Genomic DNA, 17,263 nt, shown 5'->3' on the forward strand with positions numbered 1-17,263 from the left:
CGCCCGCGAGGTCTACCGCGCTCTGACCGTCACACCAACAGAACAAGTCACCCAAAACGACCTTGCTCCTGCAGCTTGACGTCTATAGGAGCATCAGTGAGGACGCGGCTTCGCCGCGGCACAGAAGGCCCCCGCGAGTCACGTCCTCGCGGGGGCCTTCCTTCATCCGCCTGCCCGGTGAAGGTTGAGAAGACGATCACGAGGCAGGGCGTTTCGGTGCGCCGGGTTCAGGGCGCGAGCAGCAGCACGTCCGCGCGCTCCTTGGCGGCCGCGTAGCGCTTCGCCACGTCCTGCCAGTTGACGACGCGCCACATCGCCTCGATGAAGTCGACCTTCTGGTTCTTGTACTGCAGGTAGAAGGCGTGCTCCCACGCGTCGAAGACCAGGACCGGGACCGAGCCCTGGCCCACGTTGCCCTGGTGGTCGTAGACCTGCTCGACGATCAGCCGGCCGCTGAGCGGCTCGTACGCGAGGACGCCCCAGCCGGAGCCCTGCGTGGTGGCCGCGGCCTTCGTCAGCTGGGACTTGAAGCCTGCGAAGGAGCCGAACGAGTCGGTGATCGCGTCCGCGAGGTCGCCGACGCCGTCCGCGGCCAGGGGCTCGCCGCCGCCGTCGCCGGTCATGTTGTGCCAGTAGATCGAGTGCAGGATGTGGCCGGAGAGATGGAACGCGAGGTTCTTCTGGAGCCCGTTGATCGCTCCCCAGGCCTCCTTGTCCCGTGCCTCCTCCAGCTGCTCCAGGGTGTCGTTCGCACCCTTCACGTACGCGGCGTGGTGCTTGTCGTGGTGGAGCTCGATGATCTGCGGATTGATGACCGGTTCGAGCGCCGCGTAGTCGTACGGGAGTTCCGGGAGCGTGTACGTGGCCATGATCGAACCCTCCAGCTGCTGAACAGTTGTTATTGCAACCTATATGCAAGAGCAGGCTAACAGCAGGAGTGGGCGGGGGGATCAGCCCTTCGGCGTAGGACCACGGCCCCGCAAGCGCTCCGGGCGCGCGAAAACGCCGGGCGGGCCCGAGTGATCGGGCCCGCCCGGCGTTTTCGTGTACCGGGACTAGCTGTCCGTCGTGCCTGTGGCGCGCCGCTGCCGTACGACACCGATGGCGATCAGGACCGCCGTCAGCGCACCCGTCGCCAGCAGCTGGTCACGGGTGTCGGGCTGGCGGAGCATCAGGAAGAAGATGCCGGCCATGGCGAGGAGCGCCACCACGGTCAGACCCGGGAAGAGCCACATCCGCACCACCAGCTTCTCGGGCGCCTCGCGTTCCAGCCGGGCGCGCAGGATCAGCTGGGAGACCGCGATGAAGATCCAGACGACGAGGATCACCGCGCCGATCATGTTGAGCAGCCACGGGAACACGTCGTCCGGGCGCCAGTAACTCAGCAGCACGCACAGGAAGCCGAACACGGACGAGACCAGGACCGCGGTGCGCGGTACGCCGGAGGTGACCCTGCCGAGCCGCTTCGGACCCTGGCCGCGGGCGACCAGCGAGCAGGCCATGCGGGAGGCGCCGTAGATGTTCGCGTTCATCGCCGAGAGCAGCGCCACCAGGATGACCACGTTCATGATCTCCGCCGCGCCGCTGATGCCGAGGTGATCCAGGGCCGCGTAGAACGGGCCCACCTCCACCACCTTCGCGTCGTCCCACGGGACCAGGGTGACGATGACCGCCATCGAGCCGACGTAGAACAGTGCGATCCGCCACATCGCCGTCCGCACGGCCTTCGCGACACCCTGCACCGGATTCTCGGACTCCGCCGCGGCGATGGTGACCGTCTCCAGGCCGCCGTACGCGAAGACGGAGGCCAGCAGCCCGATGACCAGTCCCTCGGAGCCGTTCGGCATGAAGCCGCCCTCACCGCTGAGGTTGGCCGTCCCGGGGGCGTCCGTGCCCGGGAGCACGCCGAGGATCGCCAGCACGCCCAGCACCAGGAACAGCGTGATCGCCGCGACCTTGAGCGCCGCGAACCAGAACTCGAACTCGCCGAACTTCGTCACCGAGGCCAGGTTCGTCCCCAGGAACACCACCATGAACAACGCCACCCAGGCCCATTCCGGGGTCCCGGGCAGCCAGCCGCTGATGATCTGCGCGGCGCCGATGCCCTCCAGGCCGACGGCGACACAGAGCAGCACCCAGAACGCCCATCCCGCCGTGAAGCCCGCCCAGGGCCCGATCGCCCGCTCGGCGTGGACGGAGAACGACCCGGAGGCCGGATTGGCCGCCGACATCTCGCCGAGCATGCGCATCACGAGCATGACCAGCAGCCCCGAGACCGCGTAGGCGATGACGATCGAGGGCCCGGCGGCGGCGATTCCCGCGCCGGAACCGACGAACAGCCCGGCGCCGATGACCCCGCCGAGCGCGATCATCGACAGGTGGCGCTGCTTGAGTCCGTGGGTGAGGGCCGAGTCGCTTCCGGTGTCGGAGGCGACGGCCGGGGAGCCTGTGGGGGGAGGCACGGAGGTCCGAGGCATGGACGAGCTCTGTTCGGTCGGCGAGACGGGGGACGGGTACACAGTCTGAACACGCGCGCCGTTCACGGGGAACAGCTGTCCGCTATACGGTCACCAGGCTCACACGCCACGCACACCGGGCCGCGTGGGGGCGGGTGCGGCCATGAACCGTCGTTTTAGAGGGAATTCACAGTCCCGACGTCGAGACCTTTCCCGGCCGGTGGCTGTGGCATCCGCTCCCACCTCCGTGACGAGCATCACGCCCCGACGTGATTGCATGCCGCCCTTTGTGTGAACCCCACCAATCCCTCAACCGTCCCTTTGTGGGCCGCTGATGGTGATCCAGCCATACTCCGTCGGCTAACGTCAGCCCCAGTCTGTCCCCACCTGCCCTCACCCCGCGGAGTCCCGATGAGCACTGCTGCCGCCGCCCCCGTCCGTACCGGAGCGGTTCTCGCCGATCTGCTGCCCGCCGCCCGGCACCGCTACGCCGTGGACACCGCCCTGGTGCTCGGCGGCGCCGCGCTGACCGGCATAGCGGCCCAGATCGCCGTCCCGGTCCCGGGCTCCCCGGTCCCGGTCACCGGTCAGACCTTCGCCGCGCTCCTGGTCGGCACCGCGCTCGGCGCCCGTCGCGGCTTCCTCGCGCTCGCCGTGTACGCGCTCGTGGGTATGGCCGGCATGCCGTGGTTCTCGGCCGGCAGCTCCGGCGCGGGCGGTGCCTCCTTCGGCTACGTGCTCGGCATGCTGCTCGCCGCCACCGTCGTCGGCGGCCTGGCCCGCCGCGGCGGTGACCGCTCCGTGCTGCGCACCGCGGGCACGATGGTGCTCGGCTCGGCGATCATCTACGCGGTCGGCGTGCCCTACCTGGCACTGTCCACCGGTATGTCGGCAAGCGCCGCGATCGCGGCCGGTCTGACGCCGTTCCTGCTCGGCGACGCGCTGAAGGCGGCGCTCGCGATGGGCGCGCTGCCCGCGTCCTGGAAGCTCGTCGGCCGTCGCGGCTGATGCCGTAGGTCCCTCCGAAGAGGCTCGCCGGGTCGTCACGCGACACCAGACCGGCGAGCCTCTTCCGCGTCCCCGGGGTGTGGATGCCCTGGGCACGGTCCCCGCCGCCGAAGGGGTGGTGCAGCGAACGGCCGACGAGCGGCGGCCCCAGGACTGCGCCCAGCTCCGCGTACAGCGCCCGGACGGACGCCACGTCCGTACCGTCGAGCGGTGACAGCAGGGGGGAGGCTCTCCGCCGTACGCTCGATGCGCTGACGACGGAGAGCCTCCCCCGGACACCTGACGAAGGCCGTCGGGCAGGGACGTGTCAGCTGCCGATGGTCCCGGCCGGGGCGTCGCTCCGGCGCCGGCGCGCCTCACGGACCAGCGACACGGCCACCACCAGCACCGCGACCAGCAGCGAGAGCAGCACCTGCTCGCGCCCGGCGTCGTCCGTGAGCATGTAGACCAGCACGAACGAGATCATCGCGATGGTCGCCCAGGTCAGGTACGGGAAGAGCCACATCCGTACCACCAGCTTCTCGGGCGACTCGCGCAGGATGATGCCGCGCATCCGCAGCTGGGTGAAGCAGATGACCAGCCAGACGAACAGGGCGACCGCGCCGGAGGAGTTCAGCAGGAACGCGAAGACGGTGTCGGGCCACTGGTAGTTGAAGAAGACCGCGACGAAGCCGAAGACGACGGAGGACAGGATCGCCGCCTGCGGTACGCCCCGCTTGTTGGTCCGGGCGAAGGCCTTGGGCGCGTCACCGCGGCCGCCGAGCGAGAACGCCATCCGGGAGGCCGTGTAGAGGCCGGAGTTCAGGCAGGACAGCACGGCCGTCAGCACGATGACGTCCATCACCTGACCGGCGTGCGGGATGCCGATGACATCGAGCGCCGCGACGTAACTGCCCTTGTCGAGGATCGACGGGTCGTTCCACGGCAGCAGCGTCAGCACGACGAAGATCGAGCCGAGGTAGAAGACGGCGATACGCCAGATGACGCTGTTGGTGGCCTTCTGCACGGCGCGCTGCGGGTTCTCCGACTCGCCTGCCGCCAGGGTCACGATCTCGCTGCCCATGAAGGAGAAGACGACCATCAGCACCCCGGTGAGGATGGCGCCCGGACCTTCGGGGAAGAAGCCGCCGGTGTCGGTGAGGTGGGCGAGTCCGGATCCGGCGTGGTCCGATCCCGGCAGCACCCCGAAGACGGCGAGCAGTCCGACGATCACGAACGCGCCGATCGCCACCACCTTGATTCCGGCGAACCAGAACTCGAACTCACCGTAGGAACCCACGGACACCAGATTCGTCGCGGTCAGGACCAGCATCACGATCAGTGCCCAGCCCCACTGCGGCACGCCCGGGACCCAGCCCTCCAGGATCTTGGCACCCGCCGTGGCCTCGACGGCGAGCACCACGACCCAGAAGAACCAGTACAGCCAGCCGATCGAGAAGCCGGCCCAGCGGCCCAGCGCCTGGTCGGCGTAGGTGGAGAAGGAGCCGGAGGCGGGGCGGGCGGCAGCCATCTCGCCGAGCATCCGCATCACGAAGACGACCATCAGGCCGACCAATGCGTACGACAGCAGGATGGCCGGTCCGGCGGCGGCGATGCCGGCCCCGGAGCCCACGAACAGGCCCGCGCCGATCACACCGCCGATGGCGATCATCGAGAGGTGACGGTTCTTGAGACCGGCCTGGAGCCCGTTCCGGGACTCCGTCCGGTCCGAACGGTCCGGCCCGTCGGGCTGGTGGCCCGGCCCTGCCAGAGTCGTCTGCGACGTCATGGATCGAATCCTTACGTTTTCGGATCACTCGGTGCGTGACTCGCCGCACCACGGTGGTGGAGCGGCGAGCGATGCATTGAAGCCCGGTGAACCCCGAAAGCGGAACCCCCTCCTCCGATTAGTTGACCGGATCGTTGCCTCAGTGGCGTCGCACACACAGGGCCCGCACATCGGGGCCCCACCGCACCCCGTCGTCGGTTACCCGGCGTCGCTCGTGCCACACTCCTCCCATGCGCGTGTACCTCGGATCCGACCATGCCGGTTACGAACTCAAGAACCACCTCGTCGAGTGGCTCGATGCACAGGGCCACGAAGTCGTCGACTGCGGTCCCCACATCTACGACGCCCAGGACGACTACCCGCCGTTCTGCCTGCGCGCCGCCGAGAAGACGGCCGCGGACCCGGACAGCCTCGGTATCGTGATCGGTGGCTCCGGCAACGGCGAGCAGATGGCCGCGAACAAGGTCAAGGGCGTCCGCGCCGCACTCGCCTGGAGCGAGCAGACCGCCGCCCTGGGCCGCGAGCACAACAACGCCAACGTGATCTCCATCGGCGGCCGGATGCACACGGCCGAGGAGTCCACCAAGTTCGTCGAGATCTTCCTGACGACCCCGTACTCGGGCGAGGAGCGGCACACCCGCCGCATCGAGATGCTCACCACGTACGAGAACACCGGCGAGCTCCCCCCGATCCCGGCCCACCACCCGCAGCAGGGCTGACCACCCCATATCCTGAACCGTGCCGCCGGTACCCCCGGCGGCACAGCCATGTCCGCCCGCGCCTCAGCGAGGAGAACCGCAGCCGTGCCCGAGGGACACACCATCCACCGCCTCGCGGACGACCACCGGGACCGCTTCGCCGGACGTCCCGCGCGGGTGAGCAGCCCGCAGGGAAAGTTCTCCGACAGCGCCGCCCTGCTCGACGGCCGGGTGATCGACGGGGCGGACGCCCACGGCAAACACCTCTTCCTCGGCTTCGAGGACACCGGCTGGGTCCACATCCACCTCGGCCTGTTCGGCAAGCTCGGATTCGGTACGGTCCCGGCCCCGCCGCCCACCGACACGGTCCGGCTACGCCTCCTGAACGACGCGCACCACGCGGACCTGCGCGGCCCCACCACCTGCGCCCTGATCACCGATGCCGAGAAGCGCGCGATACACGACCGGCTGGGCCCCGACCCGCTGCGCCCCGGCGACGACGGCGAGCGGGCCTGGCAGCGGATCTCCCGCAGCCGGATCACCGTGGCGGCCCTGCTCATGGACCAGAAGGTCGTCGCGGGCGTGGGCAACGTGTACCGCGCGGAGGTGCTGTTCCGGCACGGCATCGATCCGTACCGCGCCGGCAAGGACCTCACCCGCCGAGAGTGGGACGCGATCTGGTCGGACCTGGGCGCGCTGATGCGCGAGGGCGTACGGAACAACCGCATCGACACCGTGCGCCCCGAGCACCTGCCCGAGGCCATGGGCCGCCCGCCCCGCGTGGACGACCACGGCGGTGAGGTGTACGTCTACCGGCGCGCCCGTCAGGCCTGCCACATCTGCGGCACGGAGATCCGTACGGCGGACCTGGCCGCCCGGAACCTGTTCTGGTGCCCGGGCTGCCAGTCCCGCTGACCGCACCGGCCGCCTCGATCGCGGGCTCGATCTCGGGCCCCCGGCACCCGCCCGGAGGGCGCGAGCAGCCATGCCGGCCCGTCCGGGAAGATCCGGTTCGTCCGGCGGAACAAGGACGAGTCCCGTCGCCGGACCAACCCGTACCCCTCTAGAACCCTCGCGGCAGCCACGGTGCCACGTCGGACAGGAACGCCGACGACGCCTCCGCCACCGCCCCGGCCCGCAACTCCCGTACCCGCCCTGCCAGGGCCAGCGCGCCCAGCGCCTCGCCGCCCAGATACGCGGAGCCCAGCTCCCGTACCGACAGCGCCAGATCCGCCGCGTCTTCGGTGCGCTTGCACGACGCGCCGCCCTTGGCGTCCACCGTCAGCCGCCAACGCCCGGCATTCCAGGGGCAGAACGCGTCCTCGACCTCGAACACCACGTCCAGCGGCCCCCGGTAGGTCCGCGCCTCCAGGGCGGCGCCCACGTCCACCAGCCGCACATGCAGCGAGTCCCGCACCCGGATGTCGCACCGCCGTACGTCCGACACCAGGTGCAGTACCGCGTCGTCCGTCGGCCGGTTCCGTGCCTCCACCGTCGACGTGAGGTCGATCTCGAACAGGAACTGCCAGAGCGCCGCGTACGCCGCCGGGTCCAGTGCCGCGAGATCGTTCACCACAATGCGCCCCTTTGGGCCCGCATTGTCCCAGTCGGGCTTGATGTGGTAGTTCGTGTAGCCGACGAGCTCACCGTCCCGTTCCGCCAGCAGGCACTGCAGCGCGGAGCCGCCCTCGCGTGAACTCGCAGGATCGACCAGCGGCTTGCGCTCCCAGCCGGGACCGTGGGCCGGGGTGCCGGGACGCCCCGCCACCAGGCGCGCGTACACGCTCTCGCACGCCGCGACCGCCTCGTCCTTCTTCGCGTACCGCAGCCGGACCCCGCCGGTGCCCTCCGGCACACTCAGCCGCACCCGGTCCGTGTCGATCGACACGGACATCTGTCGGGTCGCCGCCCCGTACCCGAAGCGGCCGTAGATCGCGGGCTCCGAAGCCGTCAGCACGGCGATCGGCTCACCCAGCGCCCGCACGTCGTCGAGCTGGCGGCGCATCATCGAGGTCAGCAGACCGCGCCTGCGGTGCGTGGACGCGACGCTCACCATCGTGACCCCGGCCGCCGGCACCAGGGCCCCGCCGGGCACGGCCATCCGGAAGCTGAACGCCCCCGCCGTCGCGACCACGCCGCCGCCGTCCCAGATCCCGATCGACCGCTCGCACTCGGTGAGTGCCTGATACAGCTCGCGTAGCTCGGGAGCCTCCGGGGCCCCGCCGAACGCGAGCTCCAGACCCTCGAACCACTCGTTCCACTCGGACGGTTGCAATACACGGAGCTCTGTAGACATATGCCATGCCTACCAGGACTTCGACAGTCGGGCGAGCCGTTTTCGAACGCATTGTCACAGGGGTCCCCCTGCACCGGAGCCCGCCGGGTGGATAAGGTCCCCGCAATGGCCCGACGCGCAGGAGCAGAGACCTATCCGGCCCGATTGCGGAAATCGGCGCACCGGGTACGCACCACGCTGCGCCGCTCCGGAGTCGACTACTTCCGCGGGGACGGCTCGGACTGGATCGCCCTGGCCGCGCTGCTGCTGACCATTCCGGCGATCACCTGCGGCACCCTGCTGAACCCGGTGTGGTGCTCGCCGACCGTGCTCGTCCTGCCCATCGTCGCGGGCGGCCTGCTGCTGCGGCCCGCCAGCCTCCTCGGCCTGTACGCGACCGCCGCCGCGGCCCTGATCGTGGAGGCCGTCTGGCTCGGCCCGTACGAGGACGGCCCCGCGCGGGTCACCCCCGGCACCGTGCTGACGGTCGCGGCCTGCGGGTTCCTGGGACTGATCCTCGCCCAGTTCCGCGCCCGGGTCGGCGTGCCGTGGCGGCGTGGCGGCACCATGCTCTTCGACCTGCGCGAACGCATCCGGGTGCAGAGCGCGCTGCCCCGCCTCCCGCAGGGCTGGCACCGCGAGATGTCGCTGCGCCCGGCAGGCGGCCAGTCCTTCTCCGGGGACTTCGTCGTCGCGGCCCGCACCAACGGCGGCCGCACCCTGGAGGTCGTGCTCACCGATGTCTCCGGCAAGGGCATGGACGCCGGCTCCCGGGCGCTGCTGCTGTCCGGCGCCTTCGGCGGGCTCCTCGGATCGCTGCCACCGCACGGCTTCCTGCCCGCGGCCAACGGCTACCTGCTGCGTCAGGACTGGGACGAGGGCTTCGCCACCTCGATCCATCTGGTGCTGGACCTGGAGTCGGGCGACTACGAACTCCTCTCGGCGGGCCACCCGCCGGCCCTCCAGCTCCACGCCGGAAGCGGCCAGTGGGAGGAGATGGCGGCGGAGGGCCCGCTGCTCGGGGTGTACGACGGGGCGGAGTTCGACGCCGTGAAGGGTCACCTGGCCCCCGGTGACGTCCTGATGCTGTTCACCGACGGTCTGGTGGAGGCCTCCGACCGTGACATCGCGGAGGGCATCGACCGGCTGACGGGCGAGGCCGACCGCTACGTCACCACGGGATTCGAGGGCGCGGCCTGGCACCTCATCGAGGCCTGCGCCAAGGACGTCAATGACGACCGGGCACTGTTGCTGCTGTCACGCCGCTCCTGATTCCGGAACCGTACGCAATCGGTTCGTACCGGACGCGCGTCAACGCAAGCCGGTCCGTCACCGGATCGGGAGCGGAACCGATTCGCGCCCGCCGGGCAGCAACCGGGCCAGCCAGTGCGAGCGCCCGGCGGCCAGGGGGGCCAGGACCGCGAGGACGAGCACGTAGCCCGCGATGAACGGGGAGAGCCGTTCGTCCAGCCCCGCGCCCGCCGCCATCGTGGCGAGGATCAGGGCGAACTCGCCGCGCGCCACCAGGGTCGTGGAGATGTTCGCCGTGGCCTGCGGGCCGAACGCGTAGACCTTGGCGGCGGCGAGGCCCGCGACGACGTTCATGGCGAGGGTCACCGCCACGGCGGCCAGCACCGGCCACAGCACGGTCGGCAGATCGCCCGGATTGATGGAGAGGCCGAACGCGAAGAAGAAGATCGCCCCGAACGCGTCGCGCAGCGGATGGACCAGCTTCAGGATGCGTTCCCCCGAGGTCGTGCTGCCGAGCATCAGGCCCACCATGAAGGCGCCGATGGCGTCCGCGACCCCGAACCACTCCGAGATCCCGGCCACCAGGACGGCGGCGCCGAGGAAGGAGATGACGAGGAGTTCGTCGTCCCGGGTGTTGATGAGCTTGCCGATGACCTTGGTGCCGAACCGGGCGGCCAGCGCGAGGAGCAGCAGGAATCCGAAGGCCTTGCCACCGTCGACCGCGGCCGCCGCGAGGCTGTCGGCGCCCGAGAGGATGGGCTGGAGGGCCGCCAGGTACAGGGCGAGGAACACGTCCTCGACGACGATGATGCCGAGGATCGGCTTGGTCTCAGGGTTGCCGATGCGGCCGAGGTCCACCAGGACCTTGGTGACGATGGCCGACGACGAGATGCCGAGCACACCGGCGAGGACCAGGGCCTCCGATGTGCCCCAGCCCAGCGCGAAGCCGAAGCCGAGTCCGGCGCCGACGTTCAGGGCGAGATAGGCCCCGCCCGCGACCGCCATCTTGCGGCCGCCCGCTTTGAGGTCGTCGAGGTGGAACTCCAGGCCGAGGTAGAAGAGCAGCAGCACCAGACCGAGTGCGGAGAGCATCTCCAGGTCGTGCGGGTCGGCCACGAGGACGATGCCGGGGGTGTGGGGGCCGAGCAGGATCCCGGCCAGGATGAACAGAGGGATGGTCGGCAGTCCGATGCGGCTGCCGACGCGGGCGAGGACTGCGGCGGCGAGGAAGGCGCCGCCCATGGCGATGAGCGTGTCTGCGTGTCCGATGAGCTTGGTCCTTCGTTGGGTCAAGAGAGCGTCAAGAAATCGTCAGTAATTAGTTTACCGAACGATTGACGCTGCAACTATGGCTGCCCCGGCGGTCGTCCGTCGAGGAGCGGGCATCGGCGGTCCGACCGCTCTCGGGCGCGGGCACCAGCGGTCCGTCCCTCCTAGGCTCGGGCCATGACCGCATCACGAACGCAGCTGACCCTGGCCGAAGTCGAGGCCATCGCCCGCGAGGCCCACGCCACGCAGAGGGACAAGGCGGGCAAGCCGTACGGCGAACACCTCGCGGCCGTTGCCGAGGGGGTGCGGGCCCGGGGCGGCAGCGACGAACAGATCGCCGCGGCATGGCTGCACGACGCGGTGGAGGACGACGCGCTGTCGGAGCGGTGGCTGGCAGGTGCCGCGCTGCCGCAGCAGGTCAAGGACATGGTGCTCGCCGTCACCAAACGGGCCGGCGAGGGCCTGCCGGCGTACACCCGGCGCATCCTGGCCACGCCCGGCGCCCTGTTGATCAAGGAAGCCGATCTCGCTCACAACGCGGATCCGGCCCGGCTCGCGGCGCTGGATCCGGCCACCCGTACCCGGCTGAGCGAGAAATATGCGCTGGTACGAGGGCTGCTCGGGCTCACTGCCCCGCAATCGCCCGTCGAGCAACGGGATTGAGCCAACACGTCGGAGCCCGGGCCCGAGCACGTGGGAGTCCGGGCCCGAGCACGACGGAGCCCGGGCCCGAGCACGACGGAGCCCGGCCCCGAGTCGGGGCCGGGCTCCGGCGTGTCCAGGTGTGCGGCGGTGGCGTCCTGCTCTCAGGCCTTCGTGGAGTCCCGCCGGAAGGCCCAGTTCATGTCCGGTTCGGTGACACAGCGCAGGACGCGCCGTACCGGCGGCGTGCACATCAGCGTCACCCCGGCCGAGGCGACGACGCTGACCAGCACCAGGCCGGTCGGCGAGACCAGCCACTGGTTGTGGTCGAAGACACCGCCGTAGTCGGCGCCCTTCACCATGAACCCGTGCAGCAGGTAGCCACAGATCGTTCCGGCTCCGAGCACCGTGAACCACATGTGGCGCCGGGGGACCAGGGATAGGAAGGCGGCGGTGAGGAGCGTCGCGCAGCCGAAGAGCGCGAGCGTCATCACCACGCCGGACCACCAGGGGTTACCCATGTCCTGGGCGGTCGAATTGCGCAGGAACCAGCCCAGTTCCATGCGGGGCGCCGCCCAGTAGGCGAAGAGCACCGCGACGGCGAACAGCGGGAGAGCCAGCAGCCGCACCTCGCGGCGGCGGACCAACTGAAAATGCTCGGGCCTGAGTTGGAGCCCGAGCACGAAGAACGGCAGGAACTGCAGTACGCGCGGCAGGTCCAGGTCGTCGCCGATGCTGGGGGCGAGCGAAGCGAGTGAGGCGATGACGAGCGAGACCGCCAGCGGGTGACGCAAATTGCGCCACAGCGGTGTGGTGAGCCGCCAGATGAACAGAGCGGCCAGGAACCAGGTGAGGTACCAGGGCTCGGTCAGGCTGATCGGGGCGTCGGGGTCGTCCACGTACCGCCGGAACAGCGAGTAGGCCGTCTCGAACACCACGTAGGGCACGGCGACCCCGGTGACCAGGCGCTTCACCTTGGCCGGGCTCATGTCGAACGAGCGTGAGAAGTAGCCGGAGATGATGATGAAAGCCGGCATGTGGAAGGTGTACGTCACCATGTACAGCGCACGCGCGGCCCTGCTCCCCTCCATGACCGGCACCCACGAGTGGGCCACCGCGACGAGCACGATGGCCAGGTACTTGGCATTGTCGAAGTAGGCGTCACGCTTCTTCGTCGTGGCAGCCGTCTGCGCAGGCCGGGCCGTGACCGGAGCGGGTCCGCGGTCCGTCGCCGCCGGTGCTGGACGTCTGGGCTCCGACTCCCGGGTCGCCGGTGGGAGCGTGGCCCTCTGAAATACGTTCGGAGCGTGGAACATCTCAGGCACCCTAGACGTCTCGATCGCAATTCGTAAAACCGCCGTCGAATATCGCGTGTGCCCATCCGATCAAATGCCAAACCATCAAAATCTGTCCGTTATGAACTGGTTAATCCTCCTTAAATGGTGCATATCGGGAGGCTGTTGGGCGGAGTGAATTACATCTCGCCCAGGCGCCGGTAATGCCTGTGAATAAACTGTGTGGATACAGAAACGATCACCGTTGCAATTGCTTTGCGGTGGAGCCGTTCCCGCTGTTGAGCGCTTCGGTGCCGGGCCCGGGCTGCGCGGCCGACAGCCGGCCGGGGGCCGTCAAGTGACCGGCGCACGGGGGGCGCAGGGGGCGCAAGATGGCGCGATATCGCCAGGTCGATTCGTCACCTGGCAGCGACCACAGGGCAGTTGGTGGCACGATGGACGGCAACGGAGGAGTGCGAGGCCGCACGCCTCCGGGCCGGCAAGGCGGACCGACCGAGGGTGTGAGCAGTCGTGGCCATTTCGCTGTCTGTGGTGCTTCTTTTGGCGATCATCCTGGTGGTCCTGATCCGAGGTGGCTCCATCAAGGCCGGACCCGCGATCGTCGCGGTGCTCTTCGGCTTCTTCCTGGCATCGACCGGCATGGCGCCGTCGATCCAGAGGTTCATGGACTCGATAGCGCAGAGCATCAACGAGATCAGCTTCTGAAGCCGCCGGCGGACCGGCTTCCGTCAGCTCCGACCCGGGGCGTAGCGATCGCCCCGGGCGAACGTGCTTCCGTCGAGGCGACCCGGTGAACAGGGCTCGGTCAACACGGTGCGGCAACATCGCCCGGGCGAACGTGCTCCCGTGAACGCGACCCGGTGAACAGGCTCGGTCAACACGGCGCGGCAACGCGAAGGGCCCGGTCCGGCGGACATCCCCGAGGGGATCCGCCGGGCCGGGCCCGAGGCATGGAGCGGGCGACGGGAATCGAACCCGCGTAGCTAGTTTGGAAGACTAGGGCTCTACCATTGAGCTACGCCCGCATGCAGTGCACCGCAGGTCACGGGGACCGCGGCACGAGAAGCATCGTAGCGGGTCGCGGGCCCTGCCCGCACACCCGATTGCGACGCGCGGCGCCGAGTCCGGCGAGACCCGCGTAAAGCGTCCGGTGCACCGCCCGTCTGCATGTACCCTACGTGTCGCACCGACGGGGTGTGGCGCAGCTTGGTAGCGCGTCCGCTTTGGGAGCGGAAGGTCGTCGGTTCGAATCCGGCCACCCCGACCACCGGCAAGATCGCATTGTGGGAGTTCTCCCCCTTGCCGTTACTATGCAAAATGCGTGCCCGTGTGTCTGATGTACCGGGCTCGGTCCGCGAAGCCGCCTCCTGTGCGGTGGAGCAGAACCCCAAGAAGTCAGCCACCAAGGAGACCGAACCGTGAAGAGCGCCGTGGAGACCCTGAACCCGACCCGGGTTCGGCTCAGCATTGAGGTGCCCTTCGAGGAGCTCAAGGACAGCCTCGACGCGGCGTACAAGAAGATCAACCAGCAGGTCACGGTGAAGGGGTTCCGCAAGGGCAAGATCCCCAACCGGGTCATCGACCAGCGGTTCGGCCGTGGCGCAGTGCTGGAGGAGGCCGTCAACGACGCGCTCCCGAAGTTCTACACCGAGGCCGTCAACGAGGGCGAGCTCAACGTCCTCGGCCAGCCGGAGGTCGACATCACGGAGCTGAAGGACGGCGAGCTGCTGTCCTTCACCGCCGAGGTTGACGTACGCCCCGAGATCGAGATCCCGGACTACTCCGGCATCGAGGTCACCGTCGACGCCCTCGAGGTCAGCGACGAGGACGTCGAGAAGGCCGTGGAGCAGCTGCGCGAGCGCTTCGCGTCGACCAACCCGGTCGAGCGCGCCGCCGCCGCGGGCGATGTCGTGACGATCGACCTGCAGGCCAAGGTCGAGGGCGAGGTCCTCGAGGACGGCGTGGCCGACGGTGTCTCGTACACCATCGGTTCCGGCGAGCTCCTCGAAGGCATCGACGAGGCCGTCACCGGTCTGGAGGCGGGTGGCGAGGCCACCTTCACCTCCCAGCTGAAGGGCGGCTCCGCCGAGGGCAAGGACGCCGAGGTCACCGTCAAGGTCACCGCCGTCGCCGCCCGCGAGCTCCCCGAGCTGGACGACGAGTTCGCCCAGATGGCCAGCGAGTTCGACACGCTGGACGAGCTGAAGGCGGACAGCCGCAAGCGCCTGGAGGAGACCAAGCAGTACGAGCAGGCCACCCAGGCCCAGGAGCGCGTCCTCGAGGAGCTGCTGAAGCTCGCCGAGGTCCCGATCCCGGAGAAGCTGCTCGCGGACGAGGTCCAGACCCGCAAGCACAACCTGGAGCACCACCAGCTCGGCCAGATGGGTCTCGACCTCGAGAAGTACCTGGAGATCCAGGGCAAGACCCTCGAGGAGTTCGAGGCCGAGACGTCCGAGCAGGCCGTCAAGGGCATCAAGACCCAGTTCATCCTTGACGAGCTCGTCAACAAGGAGAAGCTGAACGTCAACCAGGAGGAGCTCACCGAGCACCTCATGCGGCGTGCCGCTTCCTCCGGCATGAGCCCGGACCAGTTCGCCCAGGCCGTCGTCGAGGGCGGCCAGGTGCCGATGCTCGTCGGCGAGGTCGCCCGCGGCAAGGCGCTGGCCGTGGTCGTCGAGGCCGCCAAGGTCGTCGACACCAACGGTGAGGTCGTCGAGCTGGAGGACGACGAAGAGGCAGCGGAGGAGGCAACCGAGGTGGTCGAGGCCGCCGAGGGCACCGCCGACGCCGCCGAGGAGAAGACCGAGGCCTGAGCCTCGCGCTGAACCCGTACGACGGGCTCCGGACGCCACCGCGTCCGGAGCCCGTCGTCGTATCTGCGGACGTCCCCCACAACCCTTGTGCGGACTGCGGACCTTGCGCTCCCAGCGAACAGTTGCGGAAGCGGGATGGCGTTGTCCCACCTGCGCGTTAGGGTCCTTGAAGAGGAAGGGTCGGGGAGTCCCGGCCCACCCGGTACGAAGACGCTGAGACGGCCGGAGCCGTCAGAGACGAGCAGGTGGATACGTGACGAATCTGATGCCCTACGCCGCCGGAGAGCCGTCCCTCGGTGGAGGCCTCGGTGACCAGGTCTACAGCCGACTGCTCGGCGAACGCATCATCTTCCTCGGTCAGCAGGTCGACGATGACATCGCCAACAAGATCACCGCACAGCTGCTTCTCCTTGCCGCGGAGCCGGACAAGGACATCTACCTCTACATCAACAGCCCCGGTGGTTCGGTGACGGCCGGCATGGCGGTCTACGACACCATGCAGTACATCCCCAACGACGTGGTCACCATCGGTATGGGCATGGCGGCCTCGATGGGCCAGTTCCTGCTCACCGGCGGCACCGCGGGCAAGCGCTTCGCGCTCCCGAACACCGACATCCTCATGCACCAGGGCTCGGCCGGCATCGGCGGTACGGCCTCGGACATCAAGATCCAGGCCCAGTACCTGCTGCGCACCAAGCAGCGGATGGCGGAGATCACCGCCCGCCACTCCGGCCAGACCGTGGAGACGATCATCCGCGACGGCGACCGCGACCGCTGGTACACCGCGGAGGAGGCCAAGGACTACGGCCTCATCGACGAGATCATCACGATCGCATCGGGCGTTCCGGGCGGCGGCGGCACCGGCGCCTGATCCGGTTCCCACCGGATCGCGTCGCACCGCACCGCATCTCTCGTACGCCGAGAAACCCAGCCCACAGAACGCCACCAGGATGGTGAACACCCACATGAACAACTTCTCCGGCGCCTCCGCGAGCGGCCTCTACACCGGCCCGCAGGTGGACAACCGCTACATCGTCCCGCGCTTCGTGGAGCGCACCTCGCAGGGCGTGCGCGAGTACGACCCGTACGCGAAGCTCTTCGAGGAGCGCGTGATCTTCCTCGGCGTGCAGATCGACGACGCGTCCGCCAACGACGTCATGGCGCAGCTGCTGTGCCTGGAGTCGATGGACCCGGACCGGGACATCTCCATCTACATCAACAGCCCCGGCGGCTCGTTCACGGCGCTCACCGCCATCTACGACACGATGCAGTTCGTGAAGCCGGACATCCAGACGGTCTGCATGGGCCAGGCGGCCTCCGCCGCCGCGGTGCTGCTCGCCGCGGGCACGCCGGGCAAGCGCATGGCGCTGCCCAACGCCCGTGTCCTGATCCACCAGCCGTCCTCGCAGACCGGCCGCGAGCAGCTCTCCGACCTGGAGATCGCGGCCAACGAGATCCTGCGCATGCGGACCCAGCTGGAGGAGATGCTGGCCAAGCACTCCACCACGCCGATCGACAAGATCCGCGACGACATCGAGCGCGACAAGATCCTTACGGCCGAGGACGCCCTCGCCTACGGACTGGTCGACCAGATCGTCTCGACCCGTAAGAGCGCGGCCGGAGCGGCCGCCTGACGTCGGCCTTTACCCCTTGGTACGGCAGGATCACCCGGCCTCGGCCGTGTGAACCGTGCCAAGGGGGGCCCGAACGGGGGCCCAGGCAAGGTACCGTCGGATAGAGGCACCAGGAGCCGCTGAACCAGGCGTCTCCCAGGCGAAGGGGAAGCAC

At 69.1% G+C, this 17,263-nt stretch carries 15 protein-coding genes, 2 tRNA genes and 1 pseudogene; 10 read left to right on the forward strand and 8 right to left on the reverse strand.

Features of this window, described 5'->3' with window-relative positions; translation table 11 throughout:
- Positions 1-227 precede the first annotated feature (227 nt).
- Together ABZ434_RS28605 and ABZ434_RS28610 are read right to left on the reverse strand one after the other, a co-directional pair.
- Positions 228-869 carry a superoxide dismutase gene (locus ABZ434_RS28605; protein ID WP_359142619.1) on the reverse strand — a complete coding sequence of 214 codons (642 nt, stop codon included), beginning with the start codon at positions 867-869 and terminating at the stop codon, positions 228-230.
- Positions 870-1,055: 186 nt separating this feature from the next.
- On the reverse strand, positions 1,056-2,477 hold the full coding sequence (locus ABZ434_RS28610) for an amino acid permease (protein ID WP_359142621.1): 1,422 nt from the start codon (positions 2,475-2,477) through the stop codon (positions 1,056-1,058).
- Positions 2,478-2,867: 390 nt separating this feature from the next.
- On the opposite strand from ABZ434_RS28610, the gene ABZ434_RS28615 reads away from it, so the two are divergent.
- Positions 2,868-3,464: a biotin transporter BioY gene (locus ABZ434_RS28615; protein WP_359142623.1), complete on the forward strand. Its 597-nt coding sequence runs from the start codon at positions 2,868-2,870 to the stop codon at positions 3,462-3,464.
- Between the two features lies 1 nt (position 3,465).
- Here ABZ434_RS28615 and ABZ434_RS28620 read toward each other — a convergent pair.
- Together ABZ434_RS28620 and ABZ434_RS28625 are read right to left on the reverse strand one after the other, a co-directional pair.
- Positions 3,466-3,684: pseudogene (locus tag ABZ434_RS28620) on the reverse strand (FAD-binding protein); the annotation flags it as partial.
- Between the two features lie 87 nt (positions 3,685-3,771).
- Positions 3,772-5,232, reverse strand: coding sequence for an amino acid permease (locus tag ABZ434_RS28625; RefSeq protein ID WP_359142625.1), 1,461 nt, complete (start codon positions 5,230-5,232; stop codon positions 3,772-3,774).
- Positions 5,233-5,462: 230 nt separating this feature from the next.
- Here ABZ434_RS28625 and ABZ434_RS28630 point away from each other — a divergent pair, with 230 nt between their 5' ends.
- Positions 5,463-5,951 carry a ribose-5-phosphate isomerase gene (locus ABZ434_RS28630; RefSeq protein ID WP_359142626.1) on the forward strand — a complete coding sequence of 163 codons (489 nt, stop codon included), beginning with the start codon at positions 5,463-5,465 and terminating at the stop codon, positions 5,949-5,951.
- Positions 5,952-6,035: 84 nt separating this feature from the next.
- On the forward strand, positions 6,036-6,845 hold the full coding sequence (locus tag ABZ434_RS28635; protein ID WP_359142628.1) for a DNA-formamidopyrimidine glycosylase family protein: 810 nt from the start codon (positions 6,036-6,038) through the stop codon (positions 6,843-6,845).
- 148 nt (positions 6,846-6,993) lie between these two features.
- On the opposite strand, the gene ABZ434_RS28640 is transcribed toward ABZ434_RS28635, so the two are convergent.
- Entirely contained in the window at positions 6,994-8,226 is a 1,233-nt protein-coding gene (locus tag ABZ434_RS28640; protein WP_359142630.1) for a GNAT family N-acetyltransferase, read from the reverse strand.
- 105 nt (positions 8,227-8,331) lie between these two features.
- Between ABZ434_RS28640 and ABZ434_RS28645 the strand changes: the two genes are divergently transcribed.
- Positions 8,332-9,477: a PP2C family protein-serine/threonine phosphatase gene (locus ABZ434_RS28645; RefSeq protein ID WP_359142632.1), complete on the forward strand. Its 1,146-nt coding sequence runs from the start codon at positions 8,332-8,334 to the stop codon at positions 9,475-9,477.
- 57 nt (positions 9,478-9,534) lie between these two features.
- On the opposite strand, the gene ABZ434_RS28650 is transcribed toward ABZ434_RS28645, so the two are convergent.
- Complete coding sequence (locus ABZ434_RS28650; protein WP_359142714.1) at positions 9,535-10,698, reverse strand: cation:proton antiporter; 1,164 nt, start codon at positions 10,696-10,698, stop codon at positions 9,535-9,537.
- A gap of 204 nt (positions 10,699-10,902) precedes the next feature.
- Here ABZ434_RS28650 and ABZ434_RS28655 point away from each other — a divergent pair, with 204 nt between their 5' ends.
- A complete protein-coding gene (locus tag ABZ434_RS28655) occupies positions 10,903-11,388 on the forward strand; it encodes an HD domain-containing protein (protein ID WP_359142634.1) in 486 nt (161 codons plus the stop codon).
- Positions 11,389-11,531: 143 nt separating this feature from the next.
- Here the strand turns inward: ABZ434_RS28655 and ABZ434_RS28660 are convergent, their stop codons facing one another.
- Entirely contained in the window at positions 11,532-12,683 is a 1,152-nt protein-coding gene (locus tag ABZ434_RS28660; protein ID WP_359142636.1) for an acyltransferase family protein, read from the reverse strand.
- Positions 12,684-13,172: 489 nt separating this feature from the next.
- On the opposite strand from ABZ434_RS28660, the gene ABZ434_RS28665 reads away from it, so the two are divergent.
- Complete coding sequence (locus ABZ434_RS28665; RefSeq protein ID WP_326662244.1) at positions 13,173-13,367, forward strand: hypothetical protein; 195 nt, start codon at positions 13,173-13,175, stop codon at positions 13,365-13,367.
- Positions 13,368-13,613: 246 nt separating this feature from the next.
- On the opposite strand, the gene ABZ434_RS28670 is transcribed toward ABZ434_RS28665, so the two are convergent.
- Positions 13,614-13,687 (reverse strand) — tRNA-Gly (locus ABZ434_RS28670).
- Between the two features lie 165 nt (positions 13,688-13,852).
- Between ABZ434_RS28670 and ABZ434_RS28675 the strand changes: the two genes are divergently transcribed.
- The 4 genes from ABZ434_RS28675 (at position 13,853) to ABZ434_RS28690 (ending at position 17,109) form a co-directional block, all read left to right on the forward strand.
- Positions 13,853-13,929, forward strand: a tRNA-Pro gene (locus tag ABZ434_RS28675).
- A 151-nt stretch (positions 13,930-14,080) separates the two neighbouring features.
- Positions 14,081-15,475 carry a trigger factor gene (gene tig, locus ABZ434_RS28680; RefSeq protein ID WP_359142638.1) on the forward strand — a complete coding sequence of 465 codons (1,395 nt, stop codon included), beginning with the start codon at positions 14,081-14,083 and terminating at the stop codon, positions 15,473-15,475.
- A gap of 265 nt (positions 15,476-15,740) precedes the next feature.
- Entirely contained in the window at positions 15,741-16,346 is a 606-nt protein-coding gene (locus tag ABZ434_RS28685; RefSeq protein ID WP_018551584.1) for an ATP-dependent Clp protease proteolytic subunit, read from the forward strand.
- 79 nt (positions 16,347-16,425) lie between these two features.
- Positions 16,426-17,109, forward strand: coding sequence for an ATP-dependent Clp protease proteolytic subunit (locus ABZ434_RS28690; protein WP_356323499.1), 684 nt, complete (start codon positions 16,426-16,428; stop codon positions 17,107-17,109).
- Positions 17,110-17,263: the final 154 nt, after the last annotated feature.

The sequence above is a fragment of the Streptomyces sp. NPDC005761 genome (assembly GCF_040630635.1).
Taxonomy (GTDB): Bacteria; Actinomycetota; Actinomycetes; order Streptomycetales; family Streptomycetaceae; genus Streptomyces.